This window comes from Streptomyces thermocarboxydus (genome assembly GCF_024760485.1).
Taxonomy (GTDB): domain Bacteria; phylum Actinomycetota; class Actinomycetes; order Streptomycetales; family Streptomycetaceae; genus Streptomyces; species Streptomyces cellulosae.
Window position 1 is genome coordinate 6,520,007 of record NZ_CP058273.1, and the last position, 18,846, is coordinate 6,538,852.

18 protein-coding genes are annotated in these 18,846 nt (G+C 72.1%); 7 read left to right on the forward strand and 11 right to left on the reverse strand.

Translation table 11 applies throughout. The annotated features are described in order from the left end of the window. The 4 genes from pcaH to AY578_RS29800 are packed head-to-tail and all read right to left on the reverse strand — an operon-like array spanning position 1 to position 3,449. Positions 1-774 (reverse strand): protocatechuate 3,4-dioxygenase subunit beta, encoded by a 774-nt coding sequence (pcaH, locus tag AY578_RS29785; RefSeq protein WP_019521472.1) that lies wholly within the window; start codon positions 772-774, stop codon positions 1-3. A 19-nt stretch (positions 775-793) separates the two neighbouring features. Further along, the gene (locus AY578_RS29790; RefSeq protein WP_026243307.1) at positions 794-1,996 is read right to left on the reverse strand and encodes a thiolase family protein; all 1,203 of its coding nucleotides are present in this window, start codon (positions 1,994-1,996) and stop codon (positions 794-796) included. A 2-nt stretch (positions 1,997-1,998) separates the two neighbouring features. Beyond that, positions 1,999-2,667 carry a CoA transferase subunit B gene (locus AY578_RS29795; RefSeq protein ID WP_258906344.1) on the reverse strand — a complete coding sequence of 223 codons (669 nt, stop codon included), beginning with the start codon at positions 2,665-2,667 and terminating at the stop codon, positions 1,999-2,001. Further along, positions 2,667-3,449, reverse strand: a complete 783-nt coding sequence (locus tag AY578_RS29800) for a CoA transferase subunit A (protein ID WP_019521469.1) — start codon at positions 3,447-3,449, stop codon at positions 2,667-2,669. The genes AY578_RS29795 and AY578_RS29800 overlap by 1 nt, the downstream gene beginning before the upstream one ends. A gap of 256 nt (positions 3,450-3,705) precedes the next feature. On the opposite strand from AY578_RS29800, the gene AY578_RS29805 reads away from it, so the two are divergent. After that, positions 3,706-4,170, forward strand: a complete 465-nt coding sequence (locus AY578_RS29805; protein ID WP_019521468.1) for a MarR family winged helix-turn-helix transcriptional regulator — start codon at positions 3,706-3,708, stop codon at positions 4,168-4,170. An 18-nt stretch (positions 4,171-4,188) separates the two neighbouring features. Here the strand turns inward: AY578_RS29805 and AY578_RS29810 are convergent, their stop codons facing one another. The 6 genes from AY578_RS29810 to AY578_RS29840 all read right to left on the reverse strand — a co-directional run bounded on the left by AY578_RS29810 (position 4,189) and on the right by AY578_RS29840 (position 10,919). Continuing rightward, a complete protein-coding gene (locus AY578_RS29810; RefSeq protein ID WP_019521467.1) occupies positions 4,189-5,424 on the reverse strand; it encodes an MFS transporter in 1,236 nt (411 codons plus the stop codon). Between the two features lie 92 nt (positions 5,425-5,516). Continuing rightward, entirely contained in the window at positions 5,517-6,956 is a 1,440-nt protein-coding gene (locus AY578_RS29815; RefSeq protein WP_019521466.1) for an MFS transporter, read from the reverse strand. A 156-nt stretch (positions 6,957-7,112) separates the two neighbouring features. Then, a complete protein-coding gene (locus AY578_RS29820; RefSeq protein WP_337590626.1) occupies positions 7,113-8,126 on the reverse strand; it encodes a 2Fe-2S iron-sulfur cluster-binding protein in 1,014 nt (337 codons plus the stop codon). Then, on the reverse strand, positions 8,123-9,166 hold the full coding sequence (locus AY578_RS29830) for a PdxA family dehydrogenase (RefSeq protein WP_258906353.1): 1,044 nt from the start codon (positions 9,164-9,166) through the stop codon (positions 8,123-8,125). Before AY578_RS29830 ends, AY578_RS29820 begins: the two co-directional genes overlap by 4 nt. Then, positions 9,163-9,639 (reverse strand): aromatic-ring-hydroxylating dioxygenase subunit beta, encoded by a 477-nt coding sequence (locus AY578_RS29835; RefSeq protein ID WP_019521463.1) that lies wholly within the window; start codon positions 9,637-9,639, stop codon positions 9,163-9,165. The genes AY578_RS29830 and AY578_RS29835 overlap by 4 nt, the downstream gene beginning before the upstream one ends. Further along, positions 9,636-10,919, reverse strand: coding sequence for an aromatic ring-hydroxylating dioxygenase subunit alpha (locus tag AY578_RS29840; RefSeq protein WP_019521462.1), 1,284 nt, complete (start codon positions 10,917-10,919; stop codon positions 9,636-9,638). The genes AY578_RS29835 and AY578_RS29840 overlap by 4 nt, the downstream gene beginning before the upstream one ends. A gap of 216 nt (positions 10,920-11,135) precedes the next feature. On the opposite strand from AY578_RS29840, the gene AY578_RS29845 reads away from it, so the two are divergent. Further along, positions 11,136-11,870 (forward strand): IclR family transcriptional regulator domain-containing protein, encoded by a 735-nt coding sequence (locus AY578_RS29845; protein WP_019521461.1) that lies wholly within the window; start codon positions 11,136-11,138, stop codon positions 11,868-11,870. Between the two features lie 776 nt (positions 11,871-12,646). Here AY578_RS29845 and AY578_RS29850 read toward each other — a convergent pair. Further along, positions 12,647-13,402 carry an IclR family transcriptional regulator gene (locus AY578_RS29850; RefSeq protein WP_051101550.1) on the reverse strand — a complete coding sequence of 252 codons (756 nt, stop codon included), beginning with the start codon at positions 13,400-13,402 and terminating at the stop codon, positions 12,647-12,649. 106 nt (positions 13,403-13,508) lie between these two features. Here AY578_RS29850 and AY578_RS29855 point away from each other — a divergent pair, with 106 nt between their 5' ends. Genes AY578_RS29855 through AY578_RS29875 form a run of 5 tightly spaced genes read left to right on the forward strand, consistent with a single transcriptional unit; the run spans position 13,509 to position 18,797 of the window. Continuing rightward, positions 13,509-14,678 carry a zinc-dependent alcohol dehydrogenase gene (locus tag AY578_RS29855; protein ID WP_019521459.1) on the forward strand — a complete coding sequence of 390 codons (1,170 nt, stop codon included), beginning with the start codon at positions 13,509-13,511 and terminating at the stop codon, positions 14,676-14,678. Positions 14,679-14,700: 22 nt separating this feature from the next. After that, the gene (locus AY578_RS29860; protein WP_258906356.1) at positions 14,701-15,987 is read left to right on the forward strand and encodes a Rieske 2Fe-2S domain-containing protein; all 1,287 of its coding nucleotides are present in this window, start codon (positions 14,701-14,703) and stop codon (positions 15,985-15,987) included. A 34-nt stretch (positions 15,988-16,021) separates the two neighbouring features. Next, complete coding sequence (locus tag AY578_RS29865; protein WP_258906359.1) at positions 16,022-16,462, forward strand: hypothetical protein; 441 nt, start codon at positions 16,022-16,024, stop codon at positions 16,460-16,462. 17 nt (positions 16,463-16,479) lie between these two features. After that, complete coding sequence (locus AY578_RS29870) at positions 16,480-17,463, forward strand: PDR/VanB family oxidoreductase (RefSeq protein WP_258906360.1); 984 nt, start codon at positions 16,480-16,482, stop codon at positions 17,461-17,463. 47 nt (positions 17,464-17,510) lie between these two features. Further along, entirely contained in the window at positions 17,511-18,797 is a 1,287-nt protein-coding gene (locus AY578_RS29875; RefSeq protein ID WP_019521455.1) for an MFS transporter, read from the forward strand. Positions 18,798-18,846 lie beyond the last annotated feature (49 nt).

Consider the following 18,846-nt stretch of genomic DNA (forward strand, 5'->3'; position numbering starts at 1 on the left):
TCAGCGCCCCTCTTCCATCCAGGTGGCCCGGGGGCCGTCGAGCACGATGTCCCAGTGGTACCCCATGGAGAACTCCGGTACCGACAGGCTGTGGTCGTACGTCGCGATCAGCCGTTGCCGTGCGGCGTCGTCCGTCACCGACTGGATGATCGGGTCGTACGGGAAGAGGGGGTCGCTGGGGAAGTACATCTGCGTCACCAGCCGCTGGGTGAACGCCGTGCCGAAGACGGAGAAGTGGATGTGGGCGGGCCGCCAGGCGTTGAGGTGCTGGCGCCAGGGGTAGGGGCCCGGCTGGATCGTGGTGAAGTGGTAGCGGCCCTCGTCGTCGCTGAGGGTGCGGCCCACACCGGTGAAGTTCGGGTCGAGCGGCGCGTCGTGCTGCTCACGCTGGTGCGCGTAGCGGCCCGCCGAGTTGGCCTGCCATATCTCGATGAGCTGGCCGCGGACCGGACGCCCGTCGCGGTCCAGGAGCCGGCCGGAGACGGTGATGCGCTCGCCGATCGGCTCCCCGGCGTGCTGCCGGGTGAGGTCGTTGTCGATCTCGGTGATGTCCCGCTCGCCGAAGGCGGGGGAGTGCAGCTCCACCGCCTCCGGGTCCTTGCCCAGGTCGATGGCGACGGGCGTCCGCTTCGGGTGGCGCAGCATCGAGGAGCGGTACGGCGCGTAGTCGCGGCGCGGATGGTGCTCGACCGGGGCGCCGTCGGCGACGCGCTTCTCGTACGCGACGTGCTCGGCCGCGATCTCCCGGTCGATGTCCTGCTGGGTGAGAGTCATGGGGATACCTGTGCGCTTCCTATCGTTCGAGGACGAGAGCGAGGCCCTGGCCGACGCCGATGCAGAGGGTGGCGACACCGGTGCCGCGGCCCTTGCGCGCCAACTGGTGGGCGACGGTGCCGGCCAGGCGGGCGCCGGAGGCGCCGAGGGGGTGTCCGAGAGCGATGGCGCCGCCCTGCGGGTTGAGGACCGACGGGTCGAACTCCGGCCACTCGGCCACACAGCCGAGCACCTGGGCGGCGAACGCCTCGTTCAGCTCCAGCACGTCCAGATCGGCGAAGGACCTGCCCGCCTTCGCCAGCGCCCGGTTGACGGCCTCGACAGGGGCGAGGCCGAAGTAGTCGGGGTCGAGGGCGTGCACGCCGGTCGCGGAGATCCGGGCCAGCGGTTCGCGGCCGGTCGCCTTCAGCCCCTCCTCGTCGGCCAGGAGCAGGGCCGCTGCGCCGTCGTTGAGCGGCGAGGCGTTGCCCGCCGTCACCGTGCCGTTCTCCTTGCGGAAGGCCGGCCGGAGCCCGGCCATCGTTTCCAGGGAGGCGTCGGGGCGGACGCACTCGTCGACCGCGTGGAGCACCGGATCGCCCTTGCGCCGCGGCACGGGCACGGGAGCGAGTTCCGCGTCGAACAGACCCTCCGCCCGCGCCGCGGCCGCCTTGCGGTGGGAGGTCAGGGCGAACTCGTCCTGCTGCTCGCGGCTGATCTTGTGCTTGTCGGCGATGAGTTCGGCCGACTCGCCCAGCGGGATCGTCCACTGCGGCGGCATCGCGGGGTTGACCATCCGCCAGCCCAGGGTGGTGGAGTACAGCTCCGTGTGCCCGGCCGGGAACGGCCTGTCGTTCTTGGGCAGGACGTACGGGGCGCGCGTCATCGACTCCACGCCGCCGGCGAGGGCGACATGGGCGTCGCCGCAGGCGATGGCGCGGGCGGCCTGGATCACGGCCTCCAGACCGGAGGCGCACAGCCGGTTGACGGTCACCCCGGGCACGGAGGTGGGCAGGCCGGCCAGCAGGGCGGCCATGCGGGCGACGTTGCGGTTCTCCTCGCCGGCGCCGTTGGCGTTGCCGAAGAAGACGTCCTCGATGCGCGCGGGGTCCAGGCCGGGCGTACGGGCGAGGAGTTCGCGGACGACATGGGCGGCCAGGTCGTCCGGGCGGACCGAGGCCAGGGCGCCGTTGTAGCGGCCGACGGGGGTGCGGACGGCATCGACGACGTAGACGTCGCGCAGACTCATGACGCGATCTCCTCGGTGAGCTGCTCGAGTTCTTCCGCGACGCGGATCCGGGCGGCGGTCTTCGCGGCGATCTCCTTGACGGTGACGCCCGGTGCCGTCTCGACGAGTGTCAGCCCGCCGGGCGTCACGTCCAGCACCCCGAGATCGGTGATGATCCGGTCCACGCACGCCTTGCCCGTCAGCGGCAGCGTGCACGCGGACAGGATCTTCGGTGAGCCGTCCTTCGCGGTGTGCGTCATGACGGCGACGACGGTCCGGGCGCCGTGCACCAGGTCCATGGCGCCCCCGATGCCGGTGATCATCTTGCCGGGGACGGCCCAGTTCGCCAGGTCCCCCTGCTCGGAGACCTGCATGGCGCCGAGCACGGCGACGTCGATGTGCCCGCCGCGGATCATCGCGAACGACAGGGACGAGTCGAAGAAGGACGCGCCCGGCAGGACCGTGACGGTCTCCTTGCCGGCGTTGATCAGGTCCGGGTCGACCTGGTCCTCCGTCGGATACGGACCGGTGCCCAGGATGCCGTTCTCCGACTCGAGGATCACCTCGACGCCCGGCGGGAGATGGTTGGGGATCAGCGTCGGCAGGCCGATGCCGAGGTTGACGTACTGGCCGTCCTTCAGCTCGCGGGCCGCGCGGGCGGCCATCTCCTCACGTGTCCAGGCCATCAGCCGTTCACCGTCCCTCGTGCCGCGGGCGCCGTGACCGTGCGCCGCTCGATCCGCTTGTCCGCCGCCTGCTCCGGGGTGAGGGCGACCACCCGCTGCACGAAGATGCCCGGCAGGTGCACCGCGTCCGGGTCGATGGCGCCGGGTTCGACGAGTTCCTCGACCTCCGCGATCGTCACCCGCCCGGCCATCGCGGCCAGCGGGTTGAAGTTGCGCGAGGACTTGGCGAACACGAGGTTGCCGTGCCGGTCGCCCTTCGCGGCGCGCACGAGGGCGAAGTCCGTGCGGATGCCCCGCTCCAGCACGTACTCGGTCCCGTCGAACGCGCGGACCTCCTTCGGCGGCGAGGCCAGCGCCACCCCGCCGTCGCCGTCGTAGCGCCACGGCAGCCCGCCGTCGGCGACCTGGGTGCCCACTCCGGCCGGGGTGTAGAAGGCGGGGATCCCCGCCCCGCCGGCGCGGAGCCGCTCGGCCAGCGTTCCCTGCGGGATCAGCTCGACCTCCAGCTCGCCGGCCAGGTACTGCCGTGCGAACTCCTTGTTGGCCCCGATGTAGGACCCGGTCACGCGGGCGATCCTGCCGGCCGCCAGCAGCACCGCGAGGCCCGAGTCCATCGCCCCGCAGTTGTTGGAGACCACGCCCAGTCCGCCGACGCCGCGCTCGTACAGCGCCTGGATCAGCACGTTCGGCACGCCGCTCAGCCCGAATCCGCCGACCGCCAGCGTCGCGCCCTCCGGCACGTCCACCACGGCCTCGGCGGCTGTCGGCACCACCTTGTTCATCGGTACAGCCTCATCTCTTGTCGCAGCAATCGTCAGTGTGCTGAGTATCTGGAATCGATCAGTGCACTGACTGTTCTGGTGAGGTTCTCGTACGCTCCCACTTCTCGGTGAGGTCGTCAAGGGCCTTGGCGAAGGGCCGTTCGGACACGGAAGTGCGTCCGAAGGGAGCCGGGTCGGGTTGTCGGCTGCCTGTTATCGTTCAGTGCACGGAGCGGTCCGCAGGAGACGGCGCGGACACCTGATTCGAGGAGCACAGATGGCAGCGGTGGACCTGAACTCCCACCCGGGGCACCTCGCCCGGCGGCTCCAGCAGGCGCACCACCTGCTGTGGAACACGATGGTCTCCGAGGAGATCACCTCGCCGCAGTTCGCCGTCCTCAACGCGCTCGTCGCCGAACCCGGCCTCGACCAGCGCACGGTGGGGGAGCGGGTCGGACTCGACCGCTCGACCATCGCGGAGGTCGTCAGCCGCCTCATCCGGCGCGGCTACCTCGACAAGGTCCGCGACCCGCAGGACGGCCGGCGCTACCTCCTGCGCCTGACCGACGACGGCCTGCGGGCCCACCGCAAGCTGTCCGTGCGCACCGCGCGGATGAACCAGGTCTTCCTGGCGCCGCTCTCCGCCGAGGAACGGACCCTGTTCTTCTCCCTCATCCAGCGCGTGACCGACGCCGCCGACGAACTCCGCTCGCCGGCGGACGATCTCGTCGCCCACCCCTGACCGTCCCCTGATCGTCGCTCATGCCGTGCCGGGCGGCGCCCCGGCGGCCGGGGTGCGACGCTCCGCACGATGGACACGGCGTCCGGCGAACGCCACGCCCGCCGCCACCACATTGGCGGCGAGCACTCCTGACCAGGCCGGCCCGTAGGAGCCGGCCGCGTCGGCGACCAGGCCGAAGCACACCGGGCCCAGGGCGAAACCGAGATAGAGGCCGACGGCCAGTACCCCGGACGCCGAGCCCACCACGTTCAGGGGCGTCGTCCGCACCAGGGCCAGCATGATCACCACGTTGGCGGCGATGCCGCTCGCGCCGAACACCGCGGCGCCGGCCCACACCAGCGCGGGCGCGTCCAGGGTGTCGGCCACCATGAGGCCGCCGACGGCGAGTGCGGACACGGAGGCCAGGACGGCCAGCAGAGGGTACGGATTGCGTACGCGGTCCGCCGAACGTCCCCAGGCGATACGGGCCACCAGGCCCACCCCGCCGGCCACGGCGACGGTGAGACCGGCCGCCCGCACGGGCATCTCCAGCCGCTCGAACGCGTAGAGCGGCAGATAGACGTTGGTGGCCTGAATCGCGGCACCGGACGCGAGGGCGTAGCCGGTGAGCCACCACACCCCGGCCGGAAGGGCCGCGAGCCGGTGTCCCGTACCCCGGGAGGGGCTCGGCGGCACGGCGGGCACCGCGCCGCGCACCATGACCAGCCCCGCCACGGCGACCACCGCGGCGGCCAGGGCGGCGCCGCGCCATCCCCACCACAGGGCGACGCTCGGCAGGAGAAGGCCGGCCCCGAACTGGCTCATCTGGACGCCGGACTGTTTGACGCCCATCAGCCCGCCCCGCTGCCCCTGGGACACATGTGCCGCGATGAGCTGGTTGGTCACAGGGTTGGACAGGGCCTGCGTCGCGCCGCTGAGCGCCACGGCGACCAGCAGCCAGCCGTACGAGGGAGCCGCCGCGACACCGAGGAGGGCGAGGCCCGCGCCCGTGAACAGGACGGCGAGCACCACCTTCCCGCTCAGGCGGTCCGTGTACCGTCCCGCGAAGGGGGACACCAACGCCGCCAGGACGAAGGCCGTCGCGGGGAGCACGCCGAGCTGGGCCCCGCCGATGCCGAGGTCCGCGGTCACCAGGGGCGCGGTCGCGGTGAGGGTGTACAGGGCGAGTGGGCCGGCGCCCATCGAGAGCGTCAGCGTGAGACCGAAGGTCCGCGGAACCGGGCGCCGGTCCTTGTCGAAGGCGGAGGTGCCCACCCGGGTGTCCCCTCTCGTGGATGGATGGTCGGTGGACGAATGTGGTGGCGGCGCCCCGCCACCGCCCGGGGGACGGGGCACCGCGAAGGGCCTCAGACCGAGGGCCCCTGGCCCACGGCCGGGCCGGCGCCGTGGCTGAGCGACGGCGCTTCCGTGTCCGGCGCCGGGTCGGTCCGGTCGGCACCCTGTCGTGAGGGGCCGTAGCGCATGCCGAGCAGGGCCACCGTGACGCCGGCCGCCAGCATCGGCACGGCCATCGCGTAGAACACGGCGCTCGGCGACCAGTTCAGGGTGAGCGCCGCCCCGACCAGGATCGGTCCGAGGATGCCGCCGACGCGTCCGACGCCCAGCGCCCAGCCGACGCCGGTGGAGCGCATCGGGGCCGGGTAGAAGACGGCTGCCAGCGCGATCAGGCTCTTCTGGCCGCCGCTGACGCAGCAGCCGGCGAAGAAGTTCGCCGTCAGCAGCACCCACAGGGGCGCGTGGAAGGCGACGCCGGTCAGGGCCAGGCAGCCGAAGCCCACCAGGTAGAGGACGGCCAGCGTCCGGTAGGGCCCCAGCCGGTCCATGGACGGGCCGGTGACGAACGCGGCGGCGATGCCGCCCACCGTGGTCAGCGTGGTGGCGGCGACGACCACGTTCATCGGGTGGCCGAGGTCGGTCATGATGCTGGGGAGCCAGCTCTGCAGGGCGTAGAACTCGGCCAGGTTGATCATGAAGACCAGCCACAGCAGCACGGTGCCCCACAGCCATTTACGGGTGAACAGGCTGCTGAACGCGGTGCGTTGGCCGCTGTCGTTCTCCTCGACGCTGAAGACGGGTTCCGTCTGCCCGGGCAGGGACGGCGGGAGTGTGCCGTCGATCCGGCGGAAGACGGCGTAGACGCGCTCCGGGGCGACGTTCCGCCGGATCATGAAGACCGGGGACTCGGGCAGCCAGCGGACCAGGAACGGGATCAGCACGATGGGCGCCGCGGCGCCGGCCCACAGCAGCGAACGCCAGCCGTGGTCCTCGATGAGCCATCCCGCGGCGAGCCCGGCGACGACGAAGCCGACGGAGAAGCCGCAGTAGATGGCGAGTACGAAGGTGGCCCGGAGCCGCTTCGGACTGAACTCGCCGGTGAGGGCCACCGCGCTCGGGGCGGCCGCGCCGAGCCCCATGCCGGTGACGAAGCGCAGCACGACGAGTTCGGTGACGTTGCCCGCCCAGAGGGCGCCCAGGGTGGTGAGGCCGAAGACGGCTGTGGCGGCGACGACGAGACGTTTGTGGCCGAACCGGTCCGACAGCGGGGACAGGGCCATGTAGCCGACCATCAGGCCGACCAGCGCGGCCGAGAACATCGGTCCGAGCGCGTTCCGGGACAGCCCCCACTCGTCCGCGATGTGGGGGGCCATGTAACTGATGGCCTGGGTGTCGAAGCCGTCGATGAACATGACGAGACCGCACAGGGCGACCACCCGGAACTGGTAGGGGGTCATGCGGCGTTCGTCGACGAAGTCCGGGAGGTGCAGTCGCAGGGGTTGCTGAGACATGAGTGCCTCGATTCGGGCCGGGACGCCCGTACGGGGACGGTACGGGTGCGATGCGGGTGCGACGCGGGGGGTGGCTTGGGGAGAGAAGGAAGGGTGGGGTGAACGGCGCCGCCGCCCCGCTCGGTGCGGAAGCGCAGCGCCGTTCGGCAGGGGCGGTCAGGCCACCGGTACCGCGGGCTCGCCGGACGGGACGAAGGCGTCGCAGTGGAAGCGTTCCGGGTCCAGGACTGCGCGCTCGACGAAGTCCTTGCGTGCGGCGTCCGTCATCATCGGGCTGCCGCAGGCATAGACCTCGTGGCCGCTCAGGTCCGGATGGTCCTCCAGGACCGCCCGGTGGACCCAGCCCGTACGGCCGGACCAGCCGGGGCCCGCGTCCGAGAGGACGGGCGTGAAGGAGAACCACGGCAGACGGGCCGACCAGCCCTCGGCGAGGTCGCGCAGGTAGAGATCCTCTTCCCCGCGGCCTCCCCAGTACAGGTGCAGCGGGCGGTCGACGCGGCGCCGGATGTGGTCCTCCACGACGGACTTGACCGGGGCGAATCCCGTGCCGGTGGCCACGACGATCGCCGGCCGGTCGGACTCGTCGTCGACGGTGAACTCCCCGTAGGGCAGTTCGACGATGAGCTGGTCGCCCTTCGCGAGATCCGCGACGACGCCCTCGGAGAAGCGGCCCCCGGGCACGACCCGGACGTGCAGGTGCACGCTGTCGTTCTGGTGCGGGGGGTTGGCCATCGAGTAGTTGCGGCTGTCGCCGTCCGGCAGGAGGACCTTGAGGTACTGCCCCGCCGTGAACTTGGCGCGCCGCCCCGTCGGCAGCCTCAGCTGGAGGGCCACCACGTCCGCCGCGGGCCGGGTGACGCGATGGACCTTCACCGTCACCGTCTGGCGGGCCGGGGCGCCCCGCTCGGTGATGCGCCGGGGCGCGATGCCGAGGTCCGAGCAAGGGCGCGCCTGGCACAGCAGGACGGCCTCCGCCGGGCCCTCGACGGTTCCCCGCCCGCGCACCTGCGCCTGCCCCGACGTCAGCCCGCCCTCGCAGGTCGAACAGACGCCCTTGCGGCATGAGTACGGGATCGCGTATCCGGCGCGTTCGGCGGCGTCGAGCACGGTTTCGTCCGGCTCGCAGGGGAAGCTGATGCCGGTGCCGGCCACATCCACCTGATGGGTCATGGCTGTTCCTCCACGAGACGAAGGTGCGGGAGGGCGGGCGTCGCCGAGCCGACCAGGCGGACGGCCTGGATCACCGCCGCCGGGTCGGCGACCCCGCGCCCCGCGATGTCGAAGGCCGTGCCGTGCCCCACGCTGGAGAAGGCGATGCCTCCGCCGACGGACACGGCCGCGGCCGTACGCCCGGCGAGCAGCTTCACCGGGATGTGGCCCTGGTCGTGGTACATGGCGACGAAGGCGTCGTACCGCTCCGAGCCGCTCCGGTGGCCGAGCATGATGTCGGCGCCGACCGGGCCGTGGGCGTCGATGCCCGCGGCCCGCAGACGCTCCACGGCGGGAACGGTGATCCGCTGGTCGTCGTCGCCGAACAGCCCGTCCTCGCCGGCGTGCGGGTTGATCCCGAACACGGCGATCCTCGGCGACTCCACCCCGGTCGAGGTGAGGAAGTCCACCGCCGCCCGTCCCGCGCCCTCCACCAGCTCCGGCGTCAGCCGGGACACCGCGTCCACCAGCCGTTCGTGGAGCGTCGCGTGGACGATCCGCAGACCTCCGCCCACCAGCATCAGGAACACGAGGTCCGGGAGTTTGCCGCTGAGCCGGGCCAGCAGGGAGGGATACCCGGAGAAGGCGATGGACGCGGCCCTGATCGCCGTCTCCGAGTGGGGGCATCCGACGATGCCCCGCCCACGGCCCTCCTGGACCGCCCGGACCGCCTCGCCCAGATAGGTCACGGTGGCCGCGCCGGCCGCCGCGTGGACCGTCCCGGGCCGGAACGCCTGCGGGTGAAGGGCCGGCACGTGGATGAGGTCCACCGTCCCCTCCTCCGGCTCGTCGGTGCCGTCCGTCTCGCGGACGGTGAGGCCGGCCCGGTCCGCGTAGTGCCGCACGACCAGGGCGTCCCCGACGAGCACGGGCCGGAGCCCGGGGTCGGGGTCGTCCGCCAGCGCCTGGCAGGCCTTCACGGCGACCTCCGGCCCGACGCCGTTGGGGTCCCCGATGGTGACGAGGATGCGGCCGGGTGGTGTCGTGTCCGAGGGGGTCACAGCGGCAGCGCCAGCAAGGTGTCGATGGTGGAGCTGTCGCAGACCACGACCCGCTCGGCGAGACGCGCCCGGTCCCCGTGGAACCGGTAACGGTCCAGGTAGCGCCCGGTGGCGAAGATGTCGGAGCTGCCGTCGCGCATGACGCGCACGACGAGGAAGCCGGTCTCGCTGCGCGCGCCCTCGTCCGACTCCTCCAGGATCGCGGGCTGGCCGAGGATGTGCCGGTAGGTGTGCGCCTCGTAGATGTTGGCCTCGAGCAGGGCGGAGACCCGGTCGGTGAGCATGCGGCGGTTGTCGGCCCAGATCACGCCGGCCTGCAGCCCCTCGCTGTGGTTCGCGGCCGTGGTGATGCGGTAGTGGCAGTCCTCCTCGAAGAACCCGGGCCAGTCCTCCATGCGGCCGTCGTCGATGCAGCGGGCGTACTCGCCCTGGGCGCGGCTGATGAGCCGGAAGGCGTCCACGGTCACGGTCACTTGTCCTTCTCCTGTCGCAGGTGCATGCCTTCGCGGTACGCCTTCCAGAAGCCGCGGACGGACGCCTCGGTGACCCGGCTCTCGCTGGACGCGGCCGACGCGCCGCCCATCTCCAGCACGGCCTCCTCGTCGGAGGCGCCGGCGATTCCGCGCTGGACGAACCCGCCCACGCAGCCGTCCTCCATCGAGATGTAGCCGGCGGGGCCGACCAGGTTGGCCTGCTTGAGCCGCACGGTGCGCTGCTCCGGGGTGTCCTCCTCGAAGCCGAGGTAGGTCCAGTTCAGGCGGGTCGACTCGACGCCGCGGGGCAGGATCTGGCGGACCGCCACGGAGTTCTGGATCTGCTGGAGCACGAAGCCGGGGAAGACGGAGAGGATCTGCAGGGTGGTGTCGTCGCCCACCTCGCTGAACCCGTCGAGGAGCGAGGGGTCGGCGAGCGAGTAGTCGCTGTCGGACCGGATGTTCTGGTCGGAGTAGCCGGCGTCCTGCTCCGCCTCACGGTCGATGGCGGAGTAGCTGACGTGGTGGGCGCCGCTCTCGCTGACGACGATCCCGCCGCGCTGGCCGAGGCGGTTGATGCCGAACGTGGTGAAGAACAGGTGCAGGATGCTCGCGTGGTAGGAGTCCTTGACGTTCTCCATGTAGAGCTTCCAGTTGTTCGGCAGCAGCTGGGTGAAGCGGCCGAGGACGACCGGGGTGCGGCCGCCGAGCACCCGCTCGATCCGGCTGAGGATCTCGTCGCCGAGGTACTCCTCGATGTCGGGCACGTCCTCGTCGAAGCTGCCGAAGACCAGGCCGTGCAGGACGGCGAGCCGTAGCTTGCGCGGGCCGTGGTCCTCCAGGCAGAAGTACTTCGGCATGCCGCCCTGGCCCTTGATGCCGTCCTTGAAGGCGACGCCGGTCAGGTCACCCTGGAGGCTGTAGCTCCAGGCGTGGTAGACGCAGGTGAAGTCCTTGGCGTTGCTGCCGCGGTCGTCGAGGGCGAGCAGGGCGCCGCGGTGGGCGCACCGGTTCTCGAAGCCGTAGAGCTCGCCGTCCTCGTCGCGGCAGACGATGACGGGGGTGTCTCCGACGAACGTCGTCCGGTAGTCACCGGGCTGCGGGACCTCGGCCTCCAGGCAGAGGTAGCTCCAGTAGGGGCCGCGGAACAGGTTCTGCTGCTCCTCCCGGTACACGTCCTGGCGCTGGAAGACCCAGTACGGGACGCGCGTGAGCTCCTCGGGCCACTCCGGGCGGCCCTGCTCCGTCTTCGCGGAGCTTTCGGGCAGGGTGCTCGTCAAGGTTGCTCCTTCTTCCGGTCTCTTCGGGTGCACCGCGGTGGCGGGCGCGGCGGACCGGGCTTGCTCGACGCGGGGTGCCATGTCCCGGGTGTTGACAACTCCAGGATTTGTTCGTATAACGAACGCATGGCCAATACGCGAACAGATAAGCCGACTACGAGGAGTGCTGTCAAGGTTCCGGAGGGAAGTGCTCCGCGTCCGCGCGCTCCGGAAGGCATGGCCGGGCTGGCCAAAGGGCTCGCCGTGATCGAGGCGTTCGGGCGTTCGCGTGCCACGCTGACGGTCTCCGAGGCGGCCCAGGCCACGGGGCTGACGCGCGCCACGGCGCGCCGCTGTCTGCTGACGCTGACCGAGCTCGGCTATCTCGCGCACGACGGGAAGCACTTCCGCCCCACGCCGCGGATGGCGAGGCTCGGCCAGTCCTACGCGCGCACCGACCCGCTGCCCCGTCTCGCGCAGCCCCATCTGGTGTCCGCACGCGAGGCGTTGGGGGAGTCGGTCTCGCTCGCCGTGTACGACGACGGGGCGGCGGTGTTCGTGGCCAGGGCGGAGACCGAGCGGGTCGTCTCCGCGGGCGTCCGGGTCGGCACCCGCCTCGCCGCCTGCGGCTCGGCGACCGGCAGGGTCCTGCTGGCGGCCCTGCCGGACGCGGAACTGGACGCGTACCTGGCGGACTGCCGGCCCCAGCCGCGTACGCCCAAGTCGCTCGTCGACGTCGAGGAGATCAGGCGCCAGATCCTGGGCGTCCGGGAGGGAGGCGCCGCCGTCACCGACGAGGAACTGGAACTCGGCATGCGCTCGATGGCCACACCGGTGAGGGACGCGGAGGGCGAGATCAGGGCCGCGCTGAGCGTGAGCGCCTTCACGGCACGGATCTCGCTGGAGGACATGTACGACCAGTTCCTGCCCGTACTCCAGGACCACGCGGAGAGGATCGGCCGCATGCTGTGAGGTTGGGGGTGCTGCGTCCATGCACCCCGGCGTGGCCCGGCGGCCTGGGCCGGCTGCGCCGCCGTCCGGGGTCTGCGGCGCGAGGTCTTACGCGGCGTCAGCGTGCCGGTGGCTATGGCGTTTCGCGCGGGGTGTCTGTCGCCGTGAGCGGATCACGGGCTTGTCGGGTGGCGGGTGGCCGGTGGCCGGTGGCGGGTCTGGTGGCGTCCGGCCGGCGGCCCGGTTGCCTGGCGCGCCGAGTCGGCTGCGCCGTCGTCCGGGGTCTGCGGCGCGAGGTTTTACGCGGCGTCAGCGTGCCGGTGGCTATGGCGTTTCGCGAGGGGTGTCTGCCGCCGTGAGCGGATCACGGCCTTGTCGGGTGGCCGGTGGCCGGTGGCGGGTCTGGTGGCGTCCGGCCGGCGGCCCGGTTGCCCGGTTGCCCGGTTGCCCGGTTGCCCGGTTGCCCGGTTGCCCGGCGGCCCTGCGCGCCGAGTCGGCTGCGCCGTCGTCCGGGGTCTGCGGCGCGAGCTCATACGCGGCGTCAGCATGCCTGCGGCCCCGGAGTATCGCGCGAGGCGTCTGTCGTCCCGCGGGGGTCACGCACCTCTCGGGTGGCGGGTGCCGGCCCGGTGGCGGGTTCAGTGGCGCGCGCCGGTACGGTCGCCTGGACCTCGTGACTCCGGCGGCCGCGCCGGCCGGGGGCCACAGGGCCGGCGTCGTCGCGACGGCCCTCCCGCGACCGGCCCTCGCCGACGCCCCCGCCTACGGGCCGGGCCCCGCGCCCCCATGACGCCCCCTCACGTACTCAGCGCCTGCGAAATCCTGTCCGCCGTCTTCACCACCTGCTCGATGATCGACTCGCGTTGCGCCTCGTCGAGGCGGAAGGCGGGGCACGGGGCCGACAGGGCCGCCACGATCTGCGACCCTTCCTTGACCGGGGCGGAGGCCGCCCAGACGCCCTCGTCGATCTCCTCGCGGCTCACCTCCCAGCCCTGCCGCACCGCGTGGTCGATCTCGGCGAGGAACGCCTCGGGGCCGTTGACCGGGGGGAGTTCGCCGACGGCGAGGGCCTGCTCGATGTGGCGCCGGCGCTCCGCGACGGACAGGTCGCCGAGCAGCAGACGGACACTGGCGCCCCGCAGGGCGGGCAGTCGCTGCCCCGGCTCGAACGACAGCCGGAACGGACGCAGGCTCTCCACACGGTGGATGCACACCGGCAGTCCGTGCACCAGCCGGCTGAGGATCACCGTCTCCTGGGTGCTCTCCGACAGCTCACGCATGAACGGCTCGGCCACGTCCACCAGCGGGGTCGCCCGCCGGGCGGCACGCCCGAGCGCCGCCACCCGCATCGTGAGGTGGTACTGCCCCCGGTCGCCCTCCTCGATCAGGCCCATGTCGCGCAGCAGCGCCACGTAGCGGTGGGCCGTCGGCACCGGAATGCCCAGGTCCTCCGCCAGTTGACGGACCGTGGCCACCGGCCGCTGTTCGGTGAAGGCGAACAACAACTCCAGAGCCCTGCGTCCGCTGTCCGCGCCCGCCTTCGAGGGTGCCACCGCTCCTCCGCACTTCCGTCCATTGACGCCTGTCGTCTCCCGCCCTACTGTATCGAAATCACAGAGCGATAAGCCGTTATCGCACAGCGATAGTAAGGAGGGTGAGGTGGGCGGTTCACCACCGATTGCCCCTCGTTCAACGGCCTCCGGAGACACCGGCACGACCCCGCTGCCGCAAGCGGCACGGGCGAGCGTCGCGCTGCCGGGCGCCCGCAGTGAGCTGCGGACGTTCCCGCTGCGGGCCGCCGGACCCCGGGAAGGCTGGCTGCGGGTCACCGCGTCCGGGATCTGCGGCACCGACGTCGGCCTGTTCCACCGCGGAGTCGCCGCCGAGACGGTGCTCGGGCATCACGTCGTCGGCCGGATCGCGGCCGTAGGACCGGAGGCGGCGCACCGCTGGCAGCTCGGACCCGGGGACCGGGTCGTGGTGGAGGAGTACCTGCCCTGCGGCGAGTGCCCCCGCTGCGTGTCCGGCGCCTACCGCCTGTGCCCGCAGACCGACCTGTGGGGCGGCGGCCGGCGGATCGGCACGGTGCCGGCCGGCGAGGACCCCGCGCTCTTCGGCGGCAACGCCGAGTACATGTTCCTCCCGGAGAACGCCGTCCTGCACCGGCTGCCCGAGCGGCTGCCGGAGGAGCTGGCGGCCTGGGTCCTGCCGTACGCCAACGCCGTCGACTGGGTCCTGCGGGCCGGCCGGCTCGCGGCCGGGGAGAACGTCGTCGTGCTCGGCCCCGGCTACCACGGCCTCGCCGTGACCGCCGCGGCCCGCCTGGGCGAGGCGGGCGAGGTCGTCGTCGTGGGCCTGCCCCGGGACGCCGAACGGCTGGGCATGGCCGAGGCGCTGGGCGCCACCGCGGTCACGGCCGAGGAGTCCGGGGACTGGGGCGCGGCCGTACGGGCGGCCCTGGGCGGCGCCTCCTGCGACCTCGTCGTCGACACCAGCGGCTCCGACCCGGGCGTCGTCGACGTCGCCGTGGACCTGCTGGGACACGGCGGCCGCCTGGTGCTGACCACCCCGAAGCAGCCGGCCGCCGTCCCGGCCGACTCCGCGGCGATGATCCGCCGCTGTCTGACCCTGACCGCGGTCCGCGGCCGGCCCCCGGAGGCGATCGGCCGTGCCATCGCCTCGCTGGCCGACGGCACGTCGGGGCTGGAGCACGTGCCCACCGTCGACATCCCCCTCGACGAGGTGGGCGACATGCTCACCCGGCTCGCGGCCGGCGCCGGACCGTCCTCACCGCACATCGTCGTCCGGCCCGACACCCCGCACCCCTGACCACCGAGAAGGAGAGAAGCACATGCTGACGCCCGAACAGAACGAACGCCTGGTCCGCACCGACCGGGGCACCGAGATGGGCACCCTGCTGCGCCGCTACTGGATCCCCGCGCTGCTCGCCGAGGAGATCCCCGAGCCCGACTGCCCGCCGGTCCGGGTGACGCTGATGGGGGAGAACCTGATCGCCTTCCGCGACACCCAGGGCCGTATCGGTCTGCTCGACGAGTTCTGCAGCCACCGCACCGCGTCCCTGTTCTTCGGCCGCAACGAGGAGTGCGGTCTGCGCTGCGCCTACCACGGCTGGAAGTACGACGTCGAGGGCAACTGCGTCGACATGCCGTCCGAGCCGCCCGCCAGCCGCTTCCACGAGAAGATCAAGCAGACGGCCTACCCCTGCGTCGAGCTCGGAGGCGTCATCTGGACCTACATGGGCCCGCCGGAGCTGAAGCCCGAGCTGCCCGAGCTGGAGTGGGCCACCCTGCCGCCCGAGAACGTCTTCGTCTCCAAGCGGCTGCAGGAGTCCAACTTCATGCAGGCCATGGAGGGCGGAATCGACTCCAGCCACGTGTCCTTCGCCCACCGCTTCAACATGGACGACGACCCCATGCACGCCGGCACCCCCGGCATCGAGTACCTCAAGGCGGACACCCGGCCCAAGTTCGAGGTCATCGAGTCCGACGGCGGTCTGCTGATCGGCGCCCGCCGCGAGGCGGACGAGGAGAACTACTACTGGCGCATCACCCAGTGGATCATGCCCTGGTACACGATCATCCCGCCGTTCGGCACCCACAACCCGCTGGGCGGCCACGCCTGGGTGCCCATCGACGACGAGACCTGCTGGGCCTGGAGCATCAACTACCACCCCACCCGTCCCCTGCGGGAGGACGAACTCGACGCGATGCGCCGCGGCGAGGGCATCCACGCCAAGTACCTGCCCGGCACCTACCGCACGGCAGCGAACAAGACCAACGACTACCTGGTCGACCGTCAGGCGCAGAAGGACAAGCGCAGCTTCAGCGGCGTCGAGGGCATCGCCGCGCAGGACTTCTCCCTGCAGGAGAGCATGGGCCCCATCGTCGACCGCACCAAGGAGCGCCTCGGCACGTCCGACGCCGCGATCATCCTGGCCCGCCGCCGTCTCCTCGCGGCCGCCGAGACCGCCGCCAAGGACGAACCGCTGCCGGGTGACCGGGCCGAGCACCACCGGGTGCGGTCGGCCTCGGTGCTGCTGCCCCGGTCCGTCCCCTTCCAGGAAGGCGCCAAGGACGCCCTCGTCGTCCGCCCCGGCGAGGACTTCGTCTCCGTCTGATCCGTCCGCGCACCCGGAAGGAGGGCTCGCCGGCATGCCGCCAGCCTCCCGCTCCCACCGGTCCTACCAGGCCGACGTACTCCTCGTCCCCCTCGAACCGCGCTCCCGGACCGCCGTCACCAGCCCGGCGCCGCACGACGCGCTCGACGGCATCACCGTCTCCGGCACCGACACGCCCCTGGGCGGCACGGACTTCCGCCCCGACGTCGTGGTCATGCTGACCCACGACCTCGCCGCCGTCGAAGCCGGCCTCGCCACCCGTGTCGGCGCCTCGGCCCGCGCCTCCGGCGCCCTGGTCGGCGCGATCGTCATCAGCCCCGACCGCGGCTGGCACGGCTCCGAAGCCCGCAGCGCGGCAGCCGAACTGCGTGCCGCCGCCGACACCGTCGTGGTCCTCTCCGGCATGTCACCCGCCGTCGCACTGCTGCGGGTGCTGCGCGGCGGTCCGCAGACCGCCGGCCACGGCACGATCTGAAGAAAGGCAGGCCGACCATGACGGACACCGACTGGATCCAGGCCGTCGTCACCCAAGTCCGCCTGGAAGCCGACCAGGTGATCTCCATGGTGCTCTCGCCCACCGCGGGCGAAACCCTGCCCGGCTGGGAGGCGGGCGCGCACATCGATGTGCGCCTGCCCTCCGGCCTGATCCGGCAGTACTCCCTGTGCGGCGACCCCGCCGACCCGCACTACACGATCGCCGTGCTCCGCGAAAGCGCGGGCCGCGGCGGATCCGCCGAACTCCACGACACCGCGCTCGTCGGCACAACCCTCGCCCTGCGCGGCCCCCGCAACCACTTCGCACTCCGGCCCGCCGCCCGCTATGTCTTCGTCGCCGGCGGCATCGGCATCACCCCCGTCCTGGCCATGGCCCGCCACGCCACCCGGCACGGCGTCCCCTGGTCACTGCACTACGGCGGACGACGCCCCGACACCATGGCGTTCGCCCGGGAGCTCCGCGACCTCGCCCACCAGGCGGGCGCGTCCCTCACCCTGCGCAGCGACAGCGCGGAAGGCCCCCTGCCCCTGCACGACATCGTGCGCGAGGCCCCCGAGGACAGCCTGCTCTACGCCTGCGGCCCCTCGGGCATGCTCACCGCCCTGCGCGCTGCGGTCGAGTCCGACCGCGCCGGTCTCACCCTGATCACCGAGCAGTTCACCGCCGCTCAGCCCCCCGCACCGGCCCCGGACGACGAGGACACCACCCCCGCCGCCGCGTTCGAGGTCGAACTCGCCCGCACCGGCGAGACCGTGACCGTCGAGCCCGGAACCTCCATCCTCGAGGCCGTGCGCGCGGTCCGGCCCGACGTCCTGTACTCCTGCGAGGAAGGCTTCTGCGGCACGTGCGAGACCAAGGTGCTCGCGGGCAAGCCCGTCCATCAGGACACCATCCTCAGCGAGAAGGAACGGGCCGCCGGCAACACCATGATGATCTGCGTCGGCGGCTGCGCCTCACGCCGCCTGGTGCTGGATCTCTGACCGCCCGAGAGCGGTACCCCCGATCCCACACCCACGGAGGTTCAACGGTGAACCTGTCGTCACACAAGCCTGCCCAGCCGTCCGACCACCCGCCGCCGTCGCCGTACCGCTGGGTCGTCCTGATCGCCTGCTGGGTCTCCTTCACCCTCACGTCCATCGACCGCTCCACCTGGGGCCCGGCCTCGGTCTTCGTCGGAGAGAGTCTCGCCGTACCCCTGGCGAGTCTCGGAGCCTTCGCCACCGCCTACTACGTCGGTTACGTCGTCTCCAACGCCCTGGGCGGCATGGGCGTGGACCGCTACGGCGGCCGCATCATGCTGACCGTCTCCCTGCTGGGCGCGGGCATCGGCATGACCGCCTTCGGCTCGACCACGTCGGCGACGGTGGGCATCGCCCTCCAGGCGCTGGTCGGGCTCTTCGCCGGCGCCGACTACTCGGCCGGCATCCGGCTCATCACCAGCTGGTTCCCCGCGGCGAGCCTCGGTCTGCCCATGGGACTGTTCACCACCGCCACGTCCCTCGGCACGGCCATAGCCAACACCGTGGTCCCCGCCATGATCGCCAAGTACAGCTGGCACACCTCGTACCACACGTTCGGCATCGTCTCCATCGTGCTGGCCGGGCTGCTCTTCTTCCTGGTACGGCCCGGCCCGATGCTCGACGCCGACGAGTCCAGGAGCGACCGCCCCGCACGCCGGCTCGACCTGGGCGCCCTGGTGCGCAACCGCAGCCTCGTTCTGACCTGCCTGACCGGATTCTGCGGCTTCTGGGGTCTGTACGGGTTCATCACCTGGGCGAACGCCCTGATGATCAAGGGACACTCGGTCACCCCGGCCACCGCCGGACTGGTCGTGTCCGTCTTCGCGGTCACCGCCATCGCCGTGAAACCGGCGGTCGGATACGTCACGGACCGTTTCTTCGGAGGCGCCCGCAGAACACCCACGATCGCGATCCTCGCGGTGTTCGGCGGCACGCTGGTGTGCTTCGGCGAGCTCGGCAACCCGAACGCGCTCATCTGGCTCGCCCCGCTGCTGGGGGCGGCGGCCTACGGCTGGACCCCGCTGGTCGTCGCCCTGGTGCCCAGGCTGGTACCGCCCTCGGTGACGGGCTCCGCGTCCGGCATCGCGAACGCCACCTGGCAACTGGGCAGCGTGGTGGTGCCCGTCGTGGTGGGCATGGTGTTCTCCGCGACCGGTTCCTTCAGCGCGGCCTTCCTCGCGCTGGCCGCCGGCCCGTTCACGGGATGCCTCATCATGCTGGCCGTCAGGGAGCGGTCGACGCCCGAGGCCGGCACCCCGCAGGAAGCCGCGCCGGCCGCGGGCAGCGTCCGGTGACCGGACCCCCTGCCTGAGCGTTCCAGTACCCGTACCGTTCGACTGCCGT

Excerpts from the sequence above, each read along its gene's own strand:
- AY578_RS29865 (WP_258906359.1), top strand. The coding sequence starts at position 16,022 with ATGCCGCCAGCCTCCCGCTCCCACCGGTCCTACCAGGCCGACGTACTC.
- AY578_RS29860 (WP_258906356.1), top strand. The coding sequence starts at position 14,701 with ATGCTGACGCCCGAACAGAACGAACGCCTGGTCCGCACCGACCGGGGC.
- pcaH (WP_019521472.1), bottom strand. The coding sequence starts at position 774 with ATGACTCTCACCCAGCAGGACATCGACCGGGAGATCGCGGCCGAGCAC.
- AY578_RS29815 (WP_019521466.1), bottom strand. The coding sequence starts at position 6,956 with ATGTCTCAGCAACCCCTGCGACTGCACCTCCCGGACTTCGTCGACGAA.
- AY578_RS29845 (WP_019521461.1), top strand. The coding sequence starts at position 11,136 with ATGGCCGGGCTGGCCAAAGGGCTCGCCGTGATCGAGGCGTTCGGGCGT.
- AY578_RS29820 (WP_337590626.1), bottom strand. The coding sequence starts at position 8,126 with ATGACCCATCAGGTGGATGTGGCCGGCACCGGCATCAGCTTCCCCTGC.
- AY578_RS29805 (WP_019521468.1), top strand. The coding sequence starts at position 3,706 with ATGGCAGCGGTGGACCTGAACTCCCACCCGGGGCACCTCGCCCGGCGG.
- AY578_RS29800 (WP_019521469.1), bottom strand. The coding sequence starts at position 3,449 with ATGAACAAGGTGGTGCCGACAGCCGCCGAGGCCGTGGTGGACGTGCCG.
- AY578_RS29795 (WP_258906344.1), bottom strand. The coding sequence starts at position 2,667 with ATGGCCTGGACACGTGAGGAGATGGCCGCCCGCGCGGCCCGCGAGCTG.
- AY578_RS29870 (WP_258906360.1), top strand. The coding sequence starts at position 16,480 with ATGACGGACACCGACTGGATCCAGGCCGTCGTCACCCAAGTCCGCCTG.